At 48.5% G+C, this 20,470-nt stretch carries 16 protein-coding genes and 2 pseudogenes; 10 read left to right on the forward strand and 8 right to left on the reverse strand.

The features are described 5' to 3' along the window. Positions 1-16: 16 nt before the first annotated feature. From B3Z23_RS17815 to B3Z23_RS17825, 3 genes are all read right to left on the reverse strand, one after another. Positions 17-331 (reverse strand): hypothetical protein, encoded by a 315-nt coding sequence (locus tag B3Z23_RS17815; RefSeq protein ID WP_294912609.1) that lies wholly within the window; start codon positions 329-331, stop codon positions 17-19. 190 nt (positions 332-521) lie between these two features. Then, complete coding sequence (locus B3Z23_RS17820; RefSeq protein ID WP_294912611.1) at positions 522-1,349, reverse strand: hypothetical protein; 828 nt, start codon at positions 1,347-1,349, stop codon at positions 522-524. Positions 1,350-1,653: 304 nt separating this feature from the next. Then, entirely contained in the window at positions 1,654-2,442 is a 789-nt protein-coding gene (locus B3Z23_RS17825; RefSeq protein WP_294912612.1) for a MipA/OmpV family protein, read from the reverse strand. 124 nt (positions 2,443-2,566) lie between these two features. On the opposite strand from B3Z23_RS17825, the gene B3Z23_RS17830 reads away from it, so the two are divergent. The 8 genes and pseudogenes from B3Z23_RS17830 (at position 2,567) to B3Z23_RS17865 (ending at position 12,719) form a co-directional block, all read left to right on the forward strand. Then, positions 2,567-3,259 (forward strand): response regulator, encoded by a 693-nt coding sequence (locus tag B3Z23_RS17830; RefSeq protein ID WP_294912614.1) that lies wholly within the window; start codon positions 2,567-2,569, stop codon positions 3,257-3,259. Further along, positions 3,256-4,437 carry a sensor histidine kinase gene (locus B3Z23_RS17835; protein WP_294912615.1) on the forward strand — a complete coding sequence of 394 codons (1,182 nt, stop codon included), beginning with the start codon at positions 3,256-3,258 and terminating at the stop codon, positions 4,435-4,437. Before B3Z23_RS17830 ends, B3Z23_RS17835 begins: the two co-directional genes overlap by 4 nt. Positions 4,438-4,530: 93 nt before the next feature. Beyond that, complete coding sequence (locus tag B3Z23_RS17840; protein ID WP_294912616.1) at positions 4,531-5,679, forward strand: efflux RND transporter periplasmic adaptor subunit; 1,149 nt, start codon at positions 4,531-4,533, stop codon at positions 5,677-5,679. Beyond that, positions 5,676-8,723: an efflux RND transporter permease subunit gene (locus B3Z23_RS17845; protein ID WP_294912618.1), complete on the forward strand. Its 3,048-nt coding sequence runs from the start codon at positions 5,676-5,678 to the stop codon at positions 8,721-8,723. The genes B3Z23_RS17840 and B3Z23_RS17845 overlap by 4 nt, the downstream gene beginning before the upstream one ends. Continuing rightward, positions 8,719-8,991: pseudogene (locus B3Z23_RS17850) on the forward strand (IS3 family transposase); the annotation flags it as partial. The gene B3Z23_RS17845 and the pseudogene B3Z23_RS17850, both read left to right, overlap by 5 nt. A 1,393-nt stretch (positions 8,992-10,384) precedes the next feature. After that, positions 10,385-11,065, forward strand: coding sequence for a type 1 glutamine amidotransferase domain-containing protein (locus B3Z23_RS17855; RefSeq protein WP_294912619.1), 681 nt, complete (start codon positions 10,385-10,387; stop codon positions 11,063-11,065). 97 nt (positions 11,066-11,162) lie between these two features. After that, the gene (locus tag B3Z23_RS17860; protein ID WP_294912621.1) at positions 11,163-11,768 is read left to right on the forward strand and encodes a TetR/AcrR family transcriptional regulator; all 606 of its coding nucleotides are present in this window, start codon (positions 11,163-11,165) and stop codon (positions 11,766-11,768) included. A gap of 489 nt (positions 11,769-12,257) precedes the next feature. Further along, positions 12,258-12,719, forward strand: a complete 462-nt coding sequence (locus tag B3Z23_RS17865; protein ID WP_294912623.1) for a hypothetical protein — start codon at positions 12,258-12,260, stop codon at positions 12,717-12,719. 183 nt (positions 12,720-12,902) lie between these two features. Here B3Z23_RS17865 and B3Z23_RS17870 read toward each other — a convergent pair whose 3' ends face one another. Further along, a complete protein-coding gene (locus tag B3Z23_RS17870; protein WP_294912625.1) occupies positions 12,903-13,238 on the reverse strand; it encodes a DMT family transporter in 336 nt (111 codons plus the stop codon). 473 nt (positions 13,239-13,711) lie between these two features. Between B3Z23_RS17870 and B3Z23_RS17875 the strand changes: the two genes are divergently transcribed. Together B3Z23_RS17875 and B3Z23_RS17880 are read left to right on the forward strand one after the other, a co-directional pair. Next, positions 13,712-14,887 (forward strand): amidase, encoded by a 1,176-nt coding sequence (locus tag B3Z23_RS17875; protein WP_294912626.1) that lies wholly within the window; start codon positions 13,712-13,714, stop codon positions 14,885-14,887. Beyond that, positions 14,887-16,158 carry a Zn-dependent hydrolase gene (locus tag B3Z23_RS17880; protein ID WP_294912628.1) on the forward strand — a complete coding sequence of 424 codons (1,272 nt, stop codon included), beginning with the start codon at positions 14,887-14,889 and terminating at the stop codon, positions 16,156-16,158. Before B3Z23_RS17875 ends, B3Z23_RS17880 begins: the two co-directional genes overlap by 1 nt. Positions 16,159-16,249: 91 nt before the next feature. Here B3Z23_RS17880 and B3Z23_RS17885 read toward each other — a convergent pair. The 4 genes and pseudogenes from B3Z23_RS17885 to B3Z23_RS17900 form a co-directional block, all read right to left on the reverse strand. Further along, positions 16,250-16,441 (reverse strand): annotated as a pseudogene (locus tag B3Z23_RS17885) (hypothetical protein); the annotation flags it as partial. Positions 16,442-16,652: 211 nt separating this feature from the next. Next, positions 16,653-18,275 (reverse strand): GMC family oxidoreductase, encoded by a 1,623-nt coding sequence (locus B3Z23_RS17890; RefSeq protein ID WP_294912629.1) that lies wholly within the window; start codon positions 18,273-18,275, stop codon positions 16,653-16,655. Beyond that, positions 18,268-18,816, reverse strand: a complete 549-nt coding sequence (locus B3Z23_RS17895; protein WP_294912631.1) for a sugar dehydrogenase complex small subunit — start codon at positions 18,814-18,816, stop codon at positions 18,268-18,270. Before B3Z23_RS17895 ends, B3Z23_RS17890 begins: the two co-directional genes overlap by 8 nt. Next, the gene (locus B3Z23_RS17900) at positions 18,813-20,228 is read right to left on the reverse strand and encodes a c-type cytochrome (protein WP_294912633.1); all 1,416 of its coding nucleotides are present in this window, start codon (positions 20,226-20,228) and stop codon (positions 18,813-18,815) included. The genes B3Z23_RS17895 and B3Z23_RS17900 overlap by 4 nt, the downstream gene beginning before the upstream one ends. Positions 20,229-20,470 lie beyond the last annotated feature (242 nt).

Here is a 20,470-nt window from a genome sequence, read left to right on the forward strand (position 1 = left end):
CGGTTTTTAGGGGGGATTACCCGTAAATTTTAATGCTTAGTAGAGAATATTCCTTAGATTGTAAGCATATCCATCTCTTAAGGAGAGAAACATGTTGAAAAAAATTTATCTGTTTAGATGTTTTCAGCGATGAACCCAGTATTTCTACAATATTAGGAATCACTTTCATTTTAATTCTACCTGAATCATCTTGCTCAGTGAAAAGTGTGAATAATTGAGCTTCAGTGAAAATATTAGATAATTCATTAATGTCTGCTTGATAACTGTCTAATAGCTCTCTGTTCTTTTTATCGCGACCATCGTTAGGTATCTCTAAGTATTTCTCAAACATAAGTTAGCCTTTGTTCTATGAGTATATGCATAGGGTAAGTAGTATGTGCCTTTCCCCTACGGGGGTTTTACACCACTGGATCAATGCTACCAATCAGTTGGTGTCTCTTTAAGCACCACATTTAAGATCATTTGGTGCAAACTGAGTAAAAATTAGCTTCATCCAGTTGGCAATGATCAGGTCAATAGTATTACCGAAGAGATTCACAATATGCTTTCAATCTCTTTTTCATATTGTTTATAACAGCCTTAGATACACCAAAACTGCTTTGCAAGTTATGATTGAATCCATAAACATATATTTTCCTGCCAATATCAACTCCAGATATAGTCCTAAAAAAACCAGTGTATTCGTATCCTAAAACGTTATTGCATCCATTTCTATGCAAGTCAAACGATGGTTCTTGATGTTCTGATAGTGATACGTCAGATGTTTTTTGAAAGTTATCAATTACTGACTTTCCATTTAGAATTAATATTTGAATGTTTGAGTTTTTAATGATTTCCCCTAAGTGCGGGGAAAGATCCCGCAGTAAAAAATCTTTACTCGCTTTCTCCAGTGATGACCACTTTTTATACGTTGCAAATGGTATTAGATCCAGGTGGCATGCATTTGAATATTTGCCATAATAACTAAACCCAGAATCAGAGATTAAGTTGTCAAGTGGTTTAAACCATGAGTTATAAGGATTTCTTTCAAAATACTCTTCGCATGATTCAGCAATCATATGAATTGATTTCTCATCTAAATTTTGCCAGTTGCTTATGTTTAACGAATTCAGGGTATTAAATCGTCGTTTATGCCCTAATATTTCATTATGGTTTCTGTCATTGAACTCTTTATCACTAGGGTTTAGTCCTAAAGTGGCTATTTTTGAAAGAGAAATGCGTCCAAAAACAGGTATTGGTGAAGCATAGTCAATGATGCCTCTACTGGTTAATACAATGCCTGATAACTTATCAGTCAATAGTTTTATTGTTTTGATATGTGTCGATTTTTCAAATATTGAGAGTTCCATAAAATCATGGTTCCTTTATTTGTTATTTGTTATTTGTTATTTGTTATTTGTATGCTACTAAGAGCAGAGAGTGTAATTCTAATAGTACTATCCAATTATATTTCTGGGTAGTGCTACCAACTTATTAATTTAGTGTGTATTGGTGTTTTTGACGTGCTTTTATGACTTCCATTCGCGTACCCTGTACCTCCTGTGTGGTAACTGAAGACACAGCCCGGCTTTGTTGAATAAACCGAAACCTCAAAAAGTGGCGGGAACTAAAACGGGTATGCTTACAATTGCCATATATATATATCAGTTATGCTCAAAATGTATAAAGTACGCCGAGGGTGAATGTAGCCTCATTATGCTGGACGACGATTGGACTCTTATCAGCATGTTTATCCAGCCAGTCGTAGTCGGCACTAACGAGTCCTCCCCAGTGCGGGGTGAATTGATGACTCCAAGTCAGGTTGGTATCCGTGCCATAAAAGCCACTGGGAGCTTGATATTCCATGTAGCCACTTCGGCGGCTTTGTTCATTGCTGACACCATAAAAAGTATTCATATACCGACTGTCGCCGAATAATGCTGCAGTGCTTAACGCCACTGTGTCCGTACTGTTTTGTATAGGTAGTAAAGTGACAGACGTTTGGTAATTAACGCCCTGGCTATCGCTCAGTGGTAGGGTTGCTTTACCTTCAAATGTTAGAAAGGGATTGACTGACCAGCCTATCGCGATAGCGGTGTTGACCGACGCTTTAATATTACCCATACCTTTCAGATTGTCGCTACTATCACGCCAGTTCGAATTCTGTTCTGAGCGTCCCAAGCCATAGCCAAGCGTATGTTCTAGGTAAAATCCATTGTTGGTCTGCAGGTCATAGCCGAGCCCTTTTTGAGAATCAACAAAAAATGCGTCATCCCGAGCCTGAAGCAACGGAACGATCTGCCAGCGGCGCTTATCTGCTCCGTTGTAGCGGGGTAAACTCTGACCAGCCATTCCGATGGAAAAATTTTTCTGTGGTGAGGCAGTATCATCTGCCCGTACAACACTTGCAGTACCTGTCAGTATTAAGCAGGCCATATACAACGTGAATTTTCTGGTTATCATTGTCATCCTCCGTATCTGAATTGTCAGCAGATAGTTGTCGTGGGTCGCGTATGCAAAGTGAATATACGGGGACAGTGTCAGTAAACTGTCAGGGGTTTATAAAGAAACAGTCAAGGTGGGCAGAATGTCCGGAAAACGAATATTAATTATTGAAGACGATACGGATGCGGCAGATGTGCTGGGAGCGTATTTACGCCGAGAAAACTATGAAGTGTCTATGGTGCATGATGGCCGTTTGGGTTTAGAGCTGATCCAGCGTCTGCGACCTGACCTGATCCTACTTGATGTGATGTTGCCGGGTATGAATGGCACTGAAATCCTTACCGCCGTCCGACGTCAAGGCAGTACACCGGTTATCATGGTGACTGCCATGGGGGATATGCCGGATAAAATTGGAGCCCTGCGCTACGGTGCTGATGACTATGTTGTGAAACCCTATAACCCTGGTGAGGTCGTTGCCCGTGTTCAGGCGGTGCTTCGGCGGATCTCACAAGGGCCGGAAGTGGCGTTATTACGTTGGCAGGGACTGGAGGTTGATACCACGATGATGACTGCCAGGGTCAATCATGATGATGGCCAGCGCACGATCCTCGAACTGACGCCCACGGAATTCAGTCTACTGACTACACTTATGGAGGCGCCAGTTCGGCCTTTTTCACGTCAGATGCTTCTGGAGCGCTGTCTACCGGAGAGTGATGCGTTGGAGAGGGCGGTTGATACTCACGTCTATAATCTGCGTAAAAAGCTAGAGGCAGCCGGTATTTCAGGCGTGCTGGTGAATGTGCGTGGTGTCGGTTACCGGTTTCGTCAGCCATGAAGACATTACAGCAGCAGACCCTGTGGCGCTGGATTTGTGTGCGGATTCTGGCGCTAGCAGTGGGTTCCGTAGTGGTGATTGCACTGTGCATGTGGCTGCGTTTCGCCATTGAGAGTCTGTGGATACAGCACCGAATGCCACCGGCCCTGCGTGAGGAGTTTACCCTGCTTCGTGCACATCCAGCATCGGATCCGATCCGTTTTCATCAGATTGTCGATGCATGGTGGGGGATCAGCTACTCAGATCCTTCCATCGCTTCGGCGGATTGGCTGACGGTCGGTATTCTCGTCGTGGTCATCATTCCTTTTATTGTGGTGCTGGGATTACGTTCAGCACGGCCTTTAGCGGCGCAGTTCGGGCACCTGACGACGGCGGCAAGCGCAGTCTCCTCAGGTGACTTCAGTGCTCAGGCAGCGCAGGTGGACGATGCCCCTCTGGAGATGGGACGCTTTACACGTGACTTTAATACGATGATGCAGCAACTGGCGCGCTATGATCGCGAACTGCGGGCATCCCATGTGGCGATGGCGCATGAGTTACGTTCGCCACTGACGGCGGCAATTGGTCGTTTACAGGGGATGATAGACGGTGTGTTTAGCCCAGACCCTCAGCAATTGGCAATGGTGATGAAGCAACTGCAATTTCTCAGCCGCCTGACCGATGAGCTGCATTTACTGTCTTTAGCGGATGCCGGTCAGCTTAGCCTGAATAAATCGGTCACGGATCTGACGGGGCTACTGAACGAACGCGCGGCATGGCTTGCACCCCAGGCGCGAGAGGCGGGGATACGTATCAGCGTTACCTCTGATATCCCCTGCCTCTGTGAAGCTGACCCGATCCGTTTGGGGCAGGTGATGACTATTGTGATGGAGAATGCCCTGCGTTATGCGGCAGAGGGAGGAGTGCTAACCGCCGTGGCCCGAAAAGTGCCGATGGGATGTGAAATGGTTTTCTGCGACCGTGGTCCGGGGGCGCCAGTCGATTTTCTTCCAGTTATGTTTGAGCGCTTTACCCGAGGAGACTCGTCACGTGCTCGACATTCCGGTGGCAGTGGATTGGGTCTTTCCATCGCACGCGGCATCTGCGAAGCTCACGGTGGCAGCATTGACGCGACTCAAGGACATCCGCGAGGACTTGTGATAACCATCACGTTGCCTACCGGAAATATTCACGGATAAATCTTAGGTCTTGACAGCTTCCTGACAGAAAGCAGGTGTAAATCCTGACATTGCTGCGGTTGAATGACCGGAATCTTGCTCAGGAACACTGTCATGACGGAAAACTTTTCTCACCTGTCCGATTGTATGCGGCAGGTATTGCGCCACTTTTGCATCCTCCACCGACTGGCTCTACCGGGCTACTGTCTACTGGTGCTACCGGTGGTACTGGTTCTCACTGCCTGCGGCGGAAAGCCGGAGCAACAGGCAGCACCGCCCAGGCCGGTGCGTACCATCACGGCACCCGCACCGGCCGCAACGGATCAGCTTGTCCAGACCGGAGAGATCCGCGCCCATGATGAAGTGGACTTGGGATTTCGACTCGATGGCCGCGTACTGACACGTACCGTTGATGTCGGGGACAGTGTCGAATATGGTCAACCGCTTGGCACGCTGGAGAGCGATACGCCACAGAATGAGCTCAGTAGCGCACGTGCCGACGTTGCCAGTGCTCTGTCTGCTGAGCGCCTCGCGGCCCTGAACCTAAAACGCATGACGCAACTGATGCCATCCGGGGCCATTGCACGCGTACAGGTAGATACCGCGCGTTCAGACTGGCAAAGTGCAGCCTCCCGTCTTCAGAGCACTGAAGCCGCTCTGAAGACTGCACAGGATCATCTGAGCTGGACGCATCTGACCGCACCCGCCGCCGGTGTGATAACAAAGGTCAGCGCCCAGCCGGGGCAGGTACTGAGTGCTGGACAGCCCTTAGTCACCCTGGCAGTGCGTGGCGGGCGGGATGCCGTCATCGATGTTGCAGACCCACAACAGTTTTCCCACCCGACAGGGACCTTCATCATTTCACTTGTCAGTGATCCGACAGTGAACTGTACGGGTACGCTACGTGATATCAGCCCACAGGCCGATCCTCAGACCCGCACTTGGCGCGTGCGTATTCGCCTCTCACATCCGCCATCCGCGATGATGCTGGGTGCCAATGTGCAGGTCAGGCAGGTCAAATCGGGGCCGGATTTGATATCACTGCCAGCGTCTGCGCTCACGTGGTCGGGAGGAAAACCGGCGGTGTTCGTGGTCAATCAACGCACCCACCAGCTGGAATTAAGAGTCATTACCTTGGGCGGATATACTGCCAGCGCGATCCTTGTATCTGCCGGGGTATCGCCTGGTGAGGCGGTAGTGATTGCAGGCGTCAGCCAGCTGCGACAGGGAGAAGCCGTTACCCTTGGAGAAGCTGCCGAATGAATCGTTCATCTTTCAACCTCTCGACCTGGGCGCTTGATAATCAACAACTCGTCACTTTTTTTATGCTGCTGGTCATGGCTGCCGGTATTCTGAGCTATGAAAAACTGCCGCGTAACGAAGACCCTGCTTTTACGATCAAGACGGCGGTAGTATCGGCCTCTTGGCCAGGGGCCACCGTGCAGGATACGGTCAACTTAGTGACAGACACCCTGGAGAAAAAACTCCAAGAGATCCCCTATCTGGATTATGTTGAAAGTGACACTCATGCTGGCCAGTCCGTCATCTTTGTCAACCTAAGGGATGATACCCCACCGGCTCAAGTACCCGGCATTTGGTATCAGGTACGCAAAAAGATGCAGGATATCACGCCTTCACTGCCATCCGGCGTACAGGGGCCAGAGGTCGATGACGAATTTGATGATACTTTTGGCACTATCTATGGGTTTACCGCCGAGGGATTTACTCCGCAGGAATTGCGTGACCGAGTCGAAGATATTCGCCGCGACCTCATATCGCTGCCGGACGTAGGGAAAATACGCCTGATTGGGGTGCAGGAAGAACAACTCGTCATCGCATTCTCCCCGCGCCAGCTGGCGGGGATGGGGATAACCCTGCAACAGGTCAGTGACGCGCTAAAAGCGCAGAATGCGGTTGAACCCGCCGGCATACTTCGCACGGACAGTGAGAAGGTCGCACTTCGTGTCAGCGGTGCGCTGACGTCGGAAAAGAGCCTACAGGCGGTCACGCTGCATATTGATGATCGCTATATCCCCCTTACGGCTATCGCGACTGTGCGGCGCGAAGCGGCAGAACCCCCATCCCCGTTGTTCCGAGTGAACGGAAAGCCGGCTATTGGCTTGGCGATTTCTATGGCCGCGACTGGGAACATGACCGACTTTGGGCAAGCCCTGAATACCCGTATGAAGCGCCTCAGTCAGCAGCTGCCGCACGGTATCGAGATGGTGAAAGTCGCCGATCAGTCTGTTGTGGTGGCAAAAGCCATCAGCGGATTTATTCATGTGTTAGCGGAAGCGATTGCCATCGTGCTTGCCGTGTCGTTTGTGTCATTGGGCCTGCGCGCTGGCCTGGTCGTAGCGGCCGCGATACCGCTGGTACTGGCCCTGACATTTACCGGGATGTTACTTGCCGGTATCGGTCTGCAACGTATTTCGCTCGGCGCACTGATCATCGCGCTCGGTCTGCTCGTTGACGATGCGATGATCACCGTGGAAACCATGGTCGCGCGCCTTGAAGCGGGGGATGAACGCCGTGCGGCGGCGACGTATGCCTTCAAGACAACGGCATTTCCAATGCTGACCGGTACGCTGGTGATGATTGCTGGGTTTATTCCGGTGGGATTTGCTGCATCCAGCGCAGGAGAATACTGCTACAGCTTATTTGCTGTGATACTCATCGCTTTGACCTGTTCGTGGGTGGTGGCCATCCTGTTTTCGCCACTTATCGGTGTACAGATTTTACCCGTGAAAATGAAAACACATCTAGACATCGCGGCTACGGGAAAGCTCCGGCGCGGATATCATCGTCTGTTGGCCATGATCCTTCGACACCGTGCAAAAACTATTGGGATCGCACTGGCGCTGCTGGGACTGGCCGCGTATGGCACCACTTTCATGCAGGGTGAGTTCTTCCCCTCTTCTGACCGTCCCGAATTATTGGTCAGTCTGACTTTGGCGGCTGACGCCTCTCAGCACGAAACGGGACTTCAGGTTGCCAGACTGGAGAAAGCCCTAATCCGTAATCCCGATGTTGATCATTTTTCCAGTTATGTCGGTTCCGGGGCAATCCGTTTTTACCTACCGATGGATGTCCTGCTGGATAATGAAAATACCGCTCAGTTGGTTGTCGTAGCGAAAAACTTGCGGGCACGTGACCGACTGGAAAGCACGTTGGATAATTTACTGGCCCATCAGTTCAGAGACATCACCAGCCGTGTTTCTCCATTAGAACTCGGTCCTCCGGTGGGCTGGCCGGTAAAATACCGTGTTACTGGGCCTGACTATGAGCATGTAAAAGTGATAGCACATGAAGTAGCCTCGGTGATCGGTCAATCCTCCTGTACCCGTAATGTTAACCTTACTGCGGGAGAGCCAGAACGAGTGATCACCCTTAATGTGAATCAGACAGCAGCCAGGGCCGCAGGTGTATCTTCACAGAGTATCGCTCAGATGCTGAATACTGTTTGGTCTGGGACGAGAGTTACCACGATGCGTGACGGCCATCATCTAATTGATGTGGTACTGCGTGCAAATGATGCAGAACGTCAGGATTTGGCAACACTCTCCGAGATGATACTCACCAATAACCAAGGAGAAAAAATACCACTCAGTCAGGTTGCCACAACGCAATGGAGTATGGAGGACCCGGTTATCTGGCGGCGTCAGCGGCTGCCTTATATTACCGTGCAGTCTGATATAGCCCCTGGGATGGGGGCTGAGTCAGTATCACAACAACTATTGCCGTCGGTTAACCGATTACGTTCCTCACTACCGCCTGGTTATCAGATAGAAGAAGGGGGGACGGTGGCTGAGTCTGCGAAAGGCAATGATTCCATTTATGCCATGCTCCCCGTGACGCTGACAGTTATGCTGACACTGTTGATGGTACAACTTCGGCGATTTTCCCGTATGCTGCTGGCGCTACTAATGGCTCCTTTTGGGCTCATAGGTATTGTCTTGGCGATGTTACCGACAGGTACTCCGATAGGATTCGTCGCGCTGCTGGGAATTATTGCTCTGTCGGGTATGATAATACGCAACGCGGTGATTTTTATCAGTGAGGCGGATAGTAATGTACAAAAAGGGATGGCATATGACGATGCGATCATTACAGCAGCCGAACACCGTGCCCGACCAATCCTGCTTACCGCCTGTGCGGCAATACTTGGGATGATTCCGATTTCAGAACAGGTGTTCTGGGGACCGATGGCATATGCTATTATCGGCGGGTTATTAGTCGCCACGGTGGTCATACTTACGGTGCTTCCGGCTGCAATGAGTCTAGTTATTCATAATGAAGGGAAATGAATGGCAATCATTTTAAAAATCACACCGACGCGAGCTGGTTCTACATCGTCTCCGGGTCTATCATGATAATACTGTAGCAGAAAGCTTTTTCCAGTTACTAGAGCGTGTAAGAATAAGGGAAAAATACTTCGGAATAATAGAAGAATCCTGAAGCGATATTTTTGATTACATCGGAGTTTTTAACAACAAACGTTGGCTTGGTTCAAGCGTTCAGCTATCATCAACTGAATATGAAAACCAATATTACCAACAGCTCAGGAGTGTCTAGATTATCCGTTGCGATTCATCTTCCCCTACGAAAGTTATACACCAATAGGGTAATACTATCCATTGCTGATTAGGGATAATACGGTTTATTTACCAAGCCAGTCACCTGAGATTTTTTTAAGAGATGGTGCTGATTCTACAAGCAGATGTAGACTTATCTGTGCGGGTTTTATGCGCGAGGATAGCAATATCTATTCATCTTCTGCTCATACTTGCTAATTAGGGGACACATTTACAGCAAGGTTTCGCAATGTACTGCTATGTAGTGCATAGAAACTGCGTAGAATTTAAAATCCCTCGGCTGTATGGCTGTGCGGGTTCAAGTCCCGCCCTGGGCACCACCGATTAAAATGAACAAAAATAAGCACATATGTGCAATGTCGTTTAACCGCCGTCAGGCGGTTTTTTGTTTTCTAAAACCCTTTCTGAAGATGCGCCCTAAGATGAATTTTTGCATTTGCTTAATCATCCATTTTTCAGATCACCAATAACCGGTACAATTTTGTTTTTCTGTCATAAACTGCTGCCTGACCCGTGTTATTGACTGAACTTACTCGCCACTCTCCCGGGCTTTAATCCGAAACATAAATATGTTTAATATTAAAACTTAAAACTTAAAACTTAAAACTTAAAACTTAAAACTTAAAACTTAAAACTTAAAACTTAAAACGTGTAACCAATTTTAAGTTTTGGGTAATCTGGTCTGAACTTCTGTTTAGCGTCCCACCGGCGTAGATAAAAGCCATCGCGACTATTCACGCTTCATGCGGGCCCGGGAATATGCAATGAATTGCATATTCCCGTGACAGCCCTGTCAGGTCAGAGAGTTGGGAGTTTGATAATTAAGGGAATTTTTTTCAGGAACTTCGCGATTAAAGACAAACAATTTGTTCAGCGGATGAACGCCGACCAAAGCTTTTGAAGCAGAACAAGATAGTCTACCGCACTCCGAGTGGCTGTGGGGGAATGCACTCTCTTTTATCAGGAGATAAAGTTGCCTCAGACTAAATGAACTTAGCCCGAATATTACCGGCTTGTCATATGTTCGCACAGGACAAAAGATATCATAATTAACTTTATGAATAAGATGATAAATAGTTAATTCAGGTGGTAACACCGTTACTTGCCTGACATTTTAATCCGGAAAATATTTAACCTGTCCGGATAAAATAACTAGACGACCGGTCTATTAGTTGTTAGCTTAGAGATACGGAACAAGGTGGTGTGGCTTTGAAACATCGACACACTCTGGTGCTACGATGCTTCAATCCAGCTTCGGATTGTTCCCTGTTTTATGGCTACGGGTGACACATATTAATAGTCGACCGGTCTATTAATGGTTCGTACTGATTACCTGTTTGCTTAATCCTGAATCTATATTTTGGAGATCGATAATGAAAATTCTGATGGTACTGACCTCACACGACAAACTGGGTGACACTGGCCGTAAAACGGGTTTCTGGCTTGAAGAGCTGGCTGCGCCTTACTACGCCTTCAAAGATGCAGGTGCTGAAATTGTGCTGGCATCTCCGCTGGGTGGAAATCCACCGCTGGACCCGAAAAGTAACGAACCAGATTTCCAGACTGAGTTTACCCATCGTTTTGAAGCTGATGCTGATGCTGTGGCACAGCTGGCTAACACCGTCCGTCTGGACAGCGTTTCGCAGGCAGAATTTGACGCAGTATTTTATCCGGGGGGGCACGGTCCGCTATGGGATCTGGCAGAAGATAAGCATTCCATTGCGCTGATAGAGTCATTTTTCTCTGCGGGTAAAAATATTGCTTTTGTTTGTCATGCACCAGGTGTGCTGCGTCATGTGAAAACCCCGGATGGCAGTCCGTTGGTTGCAGGCCGTCAGGTTACCGGTTTTACCAATACCGAAGAAGAAGCCGTTGGTCTGACCCGGGTGGTGCCATTCCTGGTAGAAGATGAGCTGATAGCAAAAGGTGGTATCTATTCCAAAGGTGCAGACTGGAGTTCCTATGTGGTCACCGATGGTTTGTTGATAACCGGTCAAAACCCGGGGTCTTCAGCAGCTGCGGCAGTTCAGCTACTGGACCAACTGGCGAAATAAAGCTCCCCTGTTCAGGGATAAAAATTTTAACCCTGAACCTTGGGTAACGCTGGTCTGTTTCATAGACGACCGGTCTGGCCTTTGATAAATTAACGACATGAAATCTGCAACCAAACAACAAAATCATCATGTCCGTGAACATATTCTTGTCACCGGCCAGCGTATTATGGCAGGAAAAGGGTTCTCGGCGGTGGGGCTGAAAGAGATCCTTGAGGAATCAGATATTCCAAAGGGATCTTTTTATTATTATTTTTCCTCGAAAGAAGAGTTTGGCGTAGCCATGCTTGAGCACTATTTTGAGGGCTATCTGGACGAACTCAACCAGACACTGGCTGAGCCAGGGATTAACAACGCTCAGAGACTGATAAAATACTGGCAACAATGGCGAGCTACTCAGTCATTCCATGATTGCCGGGGGAAATGTCTGGCGGTCAAACTTGGGGCAGAAGTGGCAGACTTATCAGATAAAATGCGTATGGCATTGATGTACGGAACGGCTGGTATTATTTCCCGCCTGGCAGAAGCATTGGAAGCCGGTGCTACGGAAGGGTCATTGACGCTCGACGACGAACCAGAAAAAGTTGCAGAAAGTTTGTATCAATTGTGGGTTGGTGCCAGTGTCATGGTGAAAATAGTCAGAACAGTCACACCATTCGATACGGCGATGAATATGACCCTGCAGGTTTTGCATATTCCGGACTAATGAGTCGTCGAATCCGTTTGCCCTGATGGCAGGTTTATTAGTCGCTGTAGGCGGGATTTATCTGTTCCTGCAATTACTTATCTTTCTCTTTACGGCTTCGTAAGTCAGCCTGCGGTTTTCATTTTGTTTTAGTGAAAACGAATCTGCATAATCCAGGACATTGATACAGGTTCCTGGATTACTTATTAGAAATAATATTCTAAATAAACTATATTTTACTCAAAGTTACAATCAGGTTTCCAAATGTTTTTTTCGGTCTTTAGTCTTAACCTGATATAAGAGTACATCCGGAAGGACGACAGGAATATCTCCATTTATCAAGCGAATTAATAGATGTAGAAACAAGACAAAAAATAAGGTTAATAATGGCTGCATTATTACAAATAGCCTGGTGGCTCTGCTCTGGCAGGGCCACCAGGCTTTAGTGCACAGGAAATATTTTCTGCAGTTACTATGATTATCAGTGAAAGGTCGGTTAAGGAGAAAACCATGAATATTACCTACGATGATTTGGTGGAAAAACAAAGAATTTTAGATCGTAAATATACGGAAAGGCTGGCAGATCTGATTGAGGGTGCAGAAAAAATTCTCGAAGAGTATCGGGAGTCGCTGGTGTATCATGGGGATAACAGAGCAAAAATTGCCTTCATCGGGGAACCCGTAAATGGTAAGGCAGAGTTTGTCAGGCTGAGTGAAGCACAACTGGATGCGGAGCAGCGTCTGAAGTTCGGTATTATGACCGACCTTTCCGTTAATGACCTGAAAAATCGCTTTGCCCATGTTGAACTGACGTTATCCATGAACGAAGGAAAAATTCTCGTATCAGTGGGAAATTCTGTTGGGGGGGCTTTCATTATTCCTGCCGACAATTCTGCGTACAGTTATCATCAGGTCTGTCTGGCAATCAAGAAAAACATTTCCGACAGGCTGGATGCCGAAATGCCACATTAATAATGGATATTCTGAACCCCGCTATGCGGGGTTTTAATTCGCCTGAATATCCATTGCAATTCTCGTTACCTGAATAACTTCTTAAAGAATACGATTAATACCTGAACGACTGACACAATATGAGTCACTTTGAGAGGCGGGTAAAGTCATTCAGAGAGTTCGCTGACTCAACACGGGTGATATTTAGTGTGAGACTGATTTAGAGAATAGCTGAATGACGATAACACCGCTGATAATCAGGGCAATACCAAGGACGGCCGGCAGATCCAGTTTCTGATGAAAGAACAGCCAGGAAATCAGTGATACCAGACAGATACCCACCCCGGCCCAGATAGCATAAGCCACTCCGACGTTCATGACTTTGACCACCTGTGATAAGCCGATAAACGATATGGTATAGCCAAAAATAACCGCCAGAGAGGGAAGTAACCGCGTAAAACCTTCTGAAGATTTAATCATAGAGGTTGCGAAGGTTTCTGAGATGATAGAAATAAAAAGAATAATCCAGACTTTTAACATTGCGGCATCCTGTTAGCGTCAGAGGGCAGATATCGGCCTGTCAGGCTGTTTAATCATGCCATTATGCTGATTAATCCGTGCTGTTAAGCTGAAACATCGGATATAAAAACTAATTTTAGCGTTTTCTGGTGGTGTATGGCAATTCGGCAGTAACAGGAGCCGATGCTTTGACACTGGGATGCGCTGATATTGAAGGGAGGCTTTCTGCGCTGAGTAGTCCTCTAAGTGAATGCATTTCCCCAATTTAGTGCAGCCATTTAAGTGTATCGCATAATGCGAGAAAGGCCAGACGCTTTAAAATTATCATTTTTAATCAATGGGTTATTTTTAATTCCAGGTATCACTCGCCTTTCATGTCCGGCTGGTATGGCATTTGCTTATATCTCATATCTTTTTAATTCAGATGGTTACGTTGTAGTTACCTGTCGGTAGCCGTGGACATGGCCATCAGGAATCTTTTCCCGGAGGGAACAATGTGGGACCCGTCACGGTCATTTATGCCGTATCCGTTTACTGAACTGAAGCATGCAGAGCAGGGACCGTTAAGTGGTTTAACTTTTGCAGTAAAAGATTTATTTGATGTGGCAGGGTATCCCACCGGTGGGGGCAATCCGCATATTCTGGCACTGTCAGGCATCAAAAATCATACAGCCCCGGCAGTTCAGCAACTACTGGATGCCGGAGCGAGATTTGTCGGAAAAACGCATACCAATGAAATGGCATTTTCCATGAGTGGTCACAATATTCACTATGGAACTCCGCGAAATGGCGCGGCTCCGGACCGTATTCCCGGAGGATCTTCTTCGGGTTCCGCCGCTGCGGTTTCCAACGGGTTATGCGATATTGCCCTCGGAACCGATACCGGAGGTTCGGTACGTACTCCGGCCAGTTATTGTGGTCTTTTCGGTATCCGTCCGACCCATGGGAGGATTTCGTTGCAGGGCTGTCAGGCACTGGCTCCTTCCATGGATACTTGTGGCTTTTTTTCCTCTGATGCCCAACATTTTTCACTGGTCGCAAAATGTCTGCTCGGTGAAGATGCCCCACAGCCTGCTGAAATCCGGCTGGCCTGCAACAGTGATCTGTTCGAAAGATTGCCGGAAAAAAGCCAGCAGGCACTGACCCCTGTTTTACAAAGAATCAGTCGGTTATGGGGGGAGTTTCTGCCTGTGCCGAACTGGGCTGAACAGCGTGAAACTCTGTTTAATGCTTTCAGAGTGATTCAGGGTTATGAGGCATGGCAGGCACAGGGGGACGTTATTGAACGTTACAGTCTGAGCCTCGGCCCGGACATCGAGGCACGTTTTGCTTTTGGGCGTGGTATCACCTCTGATCAATACCAAAGCGCCTGCTGTGCCCGGCAACAGTTTACCGAATGGTGGGACCAGCAACTGGCCGGACGAATACTGGTGTTACCGACAGTCCCTGAGATAGCTCCGTTACTGACAGCCAGTGAAGAACAGATAGAAGTAACCCGTCGTCTTTCTCAGGATTTACTGATCATTGCTGTCATGACAGCAGCTCCACAGGTCACCGTGCCGATGGCTGAAGTGGACGGAGCACCCCTGGGAATTTCTTTACTTGGCCCGCGTGGTAGTGACCAGCGGTTGGTCGGGATGGCCAAAATACTTTCTTCCGGAGAAAAATAATGACTAACGATGTGCTGGTAAATTCAGTTTCTGCGATGTCAGACCTGCGGATTAACGGCGAAAGGTTATGGGGTTCTTTAATGGAACTGGCCGAAATTGGCGCGACGGCTAAAGGCGGCTGTCGCCGTCTGGCGTTGACTGACCTTGATCGTCAGGGCCGTGATTTGGTCATTCGCTGGGCTAAAGCCGAAGGGTTGTCTGTGACCATCGATAAGATCGGCAATGTTTTTATGCGCAGAGAAGGACGAAATCCTAAACTGTTGCCGGTAATGGCGGGTAGCCATATTGATACACAGCCGACAGGTGGAAAATTCGACGGAAATTATGGAGTGCTGGCGGCACTGGAAGTTATCCGCACCCTGAATGACCGGGATATTGTTACCGAAGCCCCGCTGGAGGTTGTTTTCTGGACCAATGAAGAGGGATCGCGCTTTGTTCCGGTGATGATGGGGTCCGGGGTATTTGCCGGGGTTTTTCCACTGGAACAGATTTATGCCGTTAAGGACAGTGAAGGTAAAACCGTTGGCAGTGAGCTGGAAAATATTGGTTATATCGGTGAACAGATGCCCGGCGACCACCCGGTCGGCGCCTATTTTGAAGCCCATATCGAGCAGGGGCCAATCCTGGAGGATGAAGATAAGGTGATTGGTGTGGTGCAGGGAGTACTGGGGATTCGCTGGTATGACTGTAAAGTCACCGGTCAGGAGTCTCATGCAGGCCCGACCCCAATGTCCCTGCGTAAAGATGCCCTGCAAACTGCTACCCTTATTATGCAGCAGGTAATTAGTATTGCCGGGAGAACCCCGGAAGGTCGGGGTACTGTCGGCAGTGTTCAGGTCTATCCGAACAGCCGCAATGTGGTGCCTGGAGAAGTGAAGTTCTCTGTCGATTTACGCAATATCAGTGATGAACTGGTGACGGAAATGGATACTGAACTGAAAACCTTTATTGCAGATCTTAGCCTGAAGAGTGGCATGGAAATAGAACTGACAGAAGTGAGCCACTATCCGGCTGCCCCCTTTGATAAAGGCTGCCAGGCAGCCATTGCCGGAGCGGCAGAAAAACTCGGCTATCCGTCGCGGGAGATTGTCTCCGGTGCAGGGCACGATGCAGTGTATATGAGTTATCTGGTGCCCGCAGGGATGATTTTTATTCCCTGTAAAGACGGTATCAGCCACAACGAGGCGGAGTATGCTTCTCCGGAACATGTGACCGCGGGGGCTAATGTGCTGTTGCAGGTGATGTTGCAGTATGCCGGAGTGGCGGGCTAAACGATATGCGCGGACGGCTTTAACTCCGGAAGTTAGCCTGGCGTAGATAATCACTCAGCTCGCAGGAGAGCGGGTTGAGTGATTTCTGACATCAGAATGATGCCGTCATCCCCATTGAATAAGCACGCCCTGGCTCGTTATAGGTAGAGGCACCTTCATTCGAACGATAGATTTTCTTATTCAGCAGGTTACTGATCCCGGTATTTACCCGCAGATCTTTGGTGATCTGATAGTTAGCGGTCAGGCCAAAGATTGAGTATGAACCGACTTCCTGAGTGTTGATGATGGCTGTATTAATGACGTACTGATGTAAGTAAATCACACACAATTTGTCAGCCAGAGGTACTGACGGTCTATTTTTACTTACAGTGATCAGCCAGTATTCGCCCGTTGGGTCACTTACAGACCATATATGGCCGATAAACCATTGAGAATAACGGTTTACCGGCCAAACAGAGCAGGGTACTGAGGTTACTGAGCCAGGATGACGGAAGTTAACTTACAGGGTCTTTTAATAAAGTGTCGGCAATACGTAACGCCAGAGCGGCGCCTGTCAGGGTAGGATTAACACAGCCGACAGCAGGGAATACACTGGTCCCGGCAATATACAAATTGGGGTGATCATGAGTCCGGCAATTTTGGTCCACCACTGAATCGGCGGGTGAGTTGCCCATAATCATGGTTCCCAGGATATGCTCGCGGTTTTGTTTATTGGTATCGGTTGCCACAATCTTTGCATTCAGAATTTTTGCGATATTTTGCACATCGGCGATGGCTGCATCTCGCCCCTTGTTCCAGTAATCGTCCACATCGTAGTGGATTTCCGGGACAGGGATACCCAGGCTGTCTGTCCGGTCCTGACTTGGGATAATGCGGTTCTGAGGGTTAGGTAATGTTTCCAGATCAACGGCAACAGATAACTGGCGGGCTGACTGATATTTAATTTGCCTGTAGAGTTCATTGCCCATAATTCCCTGATTAATCAGGGACTGGGTGACAGCAAAATTTACCGCGGTATTACGAAATTTAGTTTTATAAGACGCTCTTTCGCTTCTGAACTGGCCTTCACGGGCATTAAGCATCACCAGCAGAGCATTCGGTCCGGTCCCTGGCCAGACTTCATCTTCGGTCACCAGATTAAAGCCCAACCCTGTGTGGTCCATCAGATTTCGTCCAACCTGGCCCGAGGTATTAGCAATACCCTGAGGATAGCGCTCCGAAACTGACATCAGCAGTAATTTAGGCGTCTCTATCGCGTTAGCCGCAATCACAAACATCTTGCCATTGACTGTTCCCGTCGATTTATCCGGCCGGCGGAAATGGACGGCAGTAATTTTTCCATCGTCCGCAGCTTCGACACGATAAACCACCGAATTAGACAACAATGTACAGCCATGATCGAGGGCTTTCCGTACATGGAAATCCGCGGTGTACTTGGCGCCGATTGGACAAATCGGGTCGCAGGTATTATTTCCGGCACAGGCCGGACGTTCAGCCGTTGCGACTGAAAGTCTGGCATTGGGTTCATGAATGGCGGAGTAACCCGCAGCTTCGAGTTTACCGGCAACCATCTGCTGGCCCCAACTGAACGGATGACCGGGAGTAGGATAAGGCTGAGAGCGGGGCGGATAATGATCTTTGCCCCGGCCACTCTGGTCTTCAGTATCCCAGCCATTAACCCCAAGTTCTTCTTCGGCTTTCTGATACCAGGGTTCCAGATCCTCGTAGCCAATCGGCCAGTCACGACCTACGCCGTAGCGGGTTTTAAGTTCAAAGTCTGAGGGTAACAAGCGCCAGGTGGCAGAATCCCAGTGCCAGGTGGTCCCTCCGACCATGCGAATATAGGTTGTGGCGTACTTCACCGGTCCTTTTTGTTCAAGATAATGTCCGCCAATTGGATTCGGTGCCCACTCCAGATTCGGGTAAGGTGAATTATTGGCGATGCTTTTATCCGGTAAACTGCGGTAATGTTCTATTGCCTTCCAGCGTGAAACATAGTCGCCCGCCTCAATCATACAGACCCGCTTGCCGTGACGGGAAAGTTGCCAGGCAATCAGCGCTCCGGTAACGCCGGAGCCAACGATAACGTAGTCGAAATCTAAAGTTGTATTAGCCATTTTGCTGTTCCTGAGAGGTTTCTTCACTGAGGACATCGGGATGTTTTCGCGTGACCCAACTGTCGGGGCCGCCGCCATAGCCCGGCACAAATACGTATTCGCGGGTTGGCTGAAACATCAAAGCATCATGAAAGGCGATCAGGGTCGCTGAGGCACCTTCACCGACGATTCCCAGGTACCAGGCAGAGGTGATTTTTTTGAGGGTGTTAAAGATTTCACTGTCGTGCGAAAGCGATGCCAGCATCGCATCGATGCCGTGGCTACGGAACGGTGCACTGGCAGCCATTGCCTGATTAAGTTGTCCGATAAAATGTCCATCGGCCGCCTGTAATGCTGCAAAGTAACGGCCTGACAAAACCGGATCCACCGGACGGCCGATGACAAAGGCTGAAAACTCATGAAAATCTGCGCTGGCAGGTAATCCCCCGGCAAATGCAGGGCAGGCTACCAGACGCAGGCCACTGACTGAAAACACGGTCAGTAGCGATAATGATTTAATCAGCTTACGGCGATCTGCCGAAAAATTATCCATGGGTTTCATACTTTCCTCCCTCTGCGCCATACAGTGAAAATCAGAACGGCTAATAACAGCAGAATTACGACGACCGCTGCCTGTATTCTTGCGTCGGCCAGCCAGCCGATGAGTGGTTTTGGCCCACCCTGATACACCTGTTCTACCTGCTGTTCGGTAACAGGTTGACCACCGGCTCCGTAATTCTGCCGAACATAGCTGGCCAGCGTGGCAATCTCCTTAAAGCTGAGCTGATCAGGGTAACCTTGTGGCCCAAAGGCTGGCATAGTGACTGTTTGTTGGCCAACGGTACGATGGACGCCAAACAACAGAGTGGCAATCAGGTTAGTTGGGTCAGCACTGCCGGTGGTGGTGTTGTGTACCAGTGACGGATAATACTGGCTGTAGGAACCGGCTCCGGAAGGTGTGTGACAGGCGGCGCAGTTACCTGAGTAGAGAATTGCACCCGCCAGCGGGCCGGAAACAGGCTCTCCGCTGGCAACCTTGCTGCCACGGATACTGTTTTCGTTGGAGATTATTCTGCCCTGGTCAGCCCGATCGGCAGAGGCGGTATGACCCGGTCTGGTTTGTCTGAGGCTGGCAACAATCGCATGCAGGTCATCGTCAGACAAGTACTGCAGACTGTGTTCAATAGCTTCTGCCATTGGCCCGGCGGCCTGGGCTTTGCCGGCAACATGACCGGTCTTCAGATACTGGTAAAGTTGCTGATCGCTCCAGTTTCCGATTCCTGACAGTTTATCTGACGTAATATCAGGGGCATACCACTGGCCGAGCGATCCCCCTGCCAGTGGCTGATCTGATTTTTCCGCCATCAGGGCATTACGTGGCGTATGACAGGTATCACAATGCGCTAATCCATAAATCAGATAATTTCCCCTGTTAATCTGATCAGTTTGCGAGGATGACGGATGAAACGGCTGGTTGTCCGCATACAGGGCATTCCAGAGTTTCATGCTGAAGCGGAGGTTGAAAGGAAAGGGCAACTCTGTCGTTCCGGCGGCGCGATCGACCGCAGTCACTCCGTGCATAAAATAGTAATACAACGCGTGGATATCGCTGTCAGTCAGCAGGCTATAGGAAGTATAAGGCATGGCAGGGTAAAGGTTTTGCCCCTGAGCATTTATTCCTTTGCGCACAGCATCAGAAAATTGCTGTTCGGTGTAGTTGCCAATCCCATAGTGCTTTGACGGGGTAATATTACTGGCAACAATTTTCCCCAATGGCGAGTTAATACTGTTTCCGCCAGCCATGACATGATGATCGGGACTGTCATGGCAGGCACTACAGTCTGCAGCCACAGATAAATACTTTCCTTGTGCAAGCAGAGTCGCTGCTGACGCGGGTGTTTCAGCCTGAGAGGCAGGCGAAAAAACGCCACACAACAGCGTACTTATCACTAAAGATAAATAAGCGCATTTCATGGATGACTCCGGACATTACTCGAATAGTTTTTAAAATTATTTTACCTTTCCATAACATCCTATCAGTTAGTAAGGGCTGAAATAATTTCCGGAGATTTCACAATGTAAAAATAACACTATTAACATGTCATTGTGATTCTATGATTGAGCAGCGGTAAGACAGGATAAAACGCTGGAATTGTGAGAAAAAGATGAGTTAGCAGGATTAATCCTGACAAGGATTTAATGTAACCAACTGATAA

This window comes from Tatumella sp. UBA2305 (assembly GCF_002345795.1).
Taxonomy (GTDB): domain Bacteria; phylum Pseudomonadota; class Gammaproteobacteria; order Enterobacterales; family Enterobacteriaceae; genus Tatumella; species Tatumella morbirosei.

Coding starts and splice junctions, on each gene's coding strand:
- B3Z23_RS17880 (WP_294912628.1), top strand. CDS start 14,887: ATGACTAACGATGTGCTGGTAAATTCAGTTTCTGCGATGTCAGACCTG.
- B3Z23_RS17870 (WP_294912625.1), bottom strand. CDS start 13,238: ATGTTAAAAGTCTGGATTATTCTTTTTATTTCTATCATCTCAGAAACC.
- B3Z23_RS17875 (WP_294912626.1), top strand. CDS start 13,712: ATGTGGGACCCGTCACGGTCATTTATGCCGTATCCGTTTACTGAACTG.
- B3Z23_RS17855 (WP_294912619.1), top strand. CDS start 10,385: ATGAAAATTCTGATGGTACTGACCTCACACGACAAACTGGGTGACACT.
- B3Z23_RS17830 (WP_294912614.1), top strand. CDS start 2,567: ATGTCCGGAAAACGAATATTAATTATTGAAGACGATACGGATGCGGCA.
- B3Z23_RS17815 (WP_294912609.1), bottom strand. CDS start 331: ATGTTTGAGAAATACTTAGAGATACCTAACGATGGTCGCGATAAAAAG.
- B3Z23_RS17820 (WP_294912611.1), bottom strand. CDS start 1,349: ATGGAACTCTCAATATTTGAAAAATCGACACATATCAAAACAATAAAA.
- B3Z23_RS17825 (WP_294912612.1), bottom strand. CDS start 2,442: ATGATAACCAGAAAATTCACGTTGTATATGGCCTGCTTAATACTGACA.
- B3Z23_RS17835 (WP_294912615.1), top strand. CDS start 3,256: ATGAAGACATTACAGCAGCAGACCCTGTGGCGCTGGATTTGTGTGCGG.
- B3Z23_RS17860 (WP_294912621.1), top strand. CDS start 11,163: ATGAAATCTGCAACCAAACAACAAAATCATCATGTCCGTGAACATATT.
- B3Z23_RS17890 (WP_294912629.1), bottom strand. CDS start 18,275: ATGGCTAATACAACTTTAGATTTCGACTACGTTATCGTTGGCTCCGGC.
- B3Z23_RS17840 (WP_294912616.1), top strand. CDS start 4,531: ATGACGGAAAACTTTTCTCACCTGTCCGATTGTATGCGGCAGGTATTG.
- B3Z23_RS17900 (WP_294912633.1), bottom strand. CDS start 20,228: ATGAAATGCGCTTATTTATCTTTAGTGATAAGTACGCTGTTGTGTGGC.
- B3Z23_RS17895 (WP_294912631.1), bottom strand. CDS start 18,816: ATGAAACCCATGGATAATTTTTCGGCAGATCGCCGTAAGCTGATTAAA.
- B3Z23_RS17845 (WP_294912618.1), top strand. CDS start 5,676: ATGAATCGTTCATCTTTCAACCTCTCGACCTGGGCGCTTGATAATCAA.
- B3Z23_RS17865 (WP_294912623.1), top strand. CDS start 12,258: ATGAATATTACCTACGATGATTTGGTGGAAAAACAAAGAATTTTAGAT.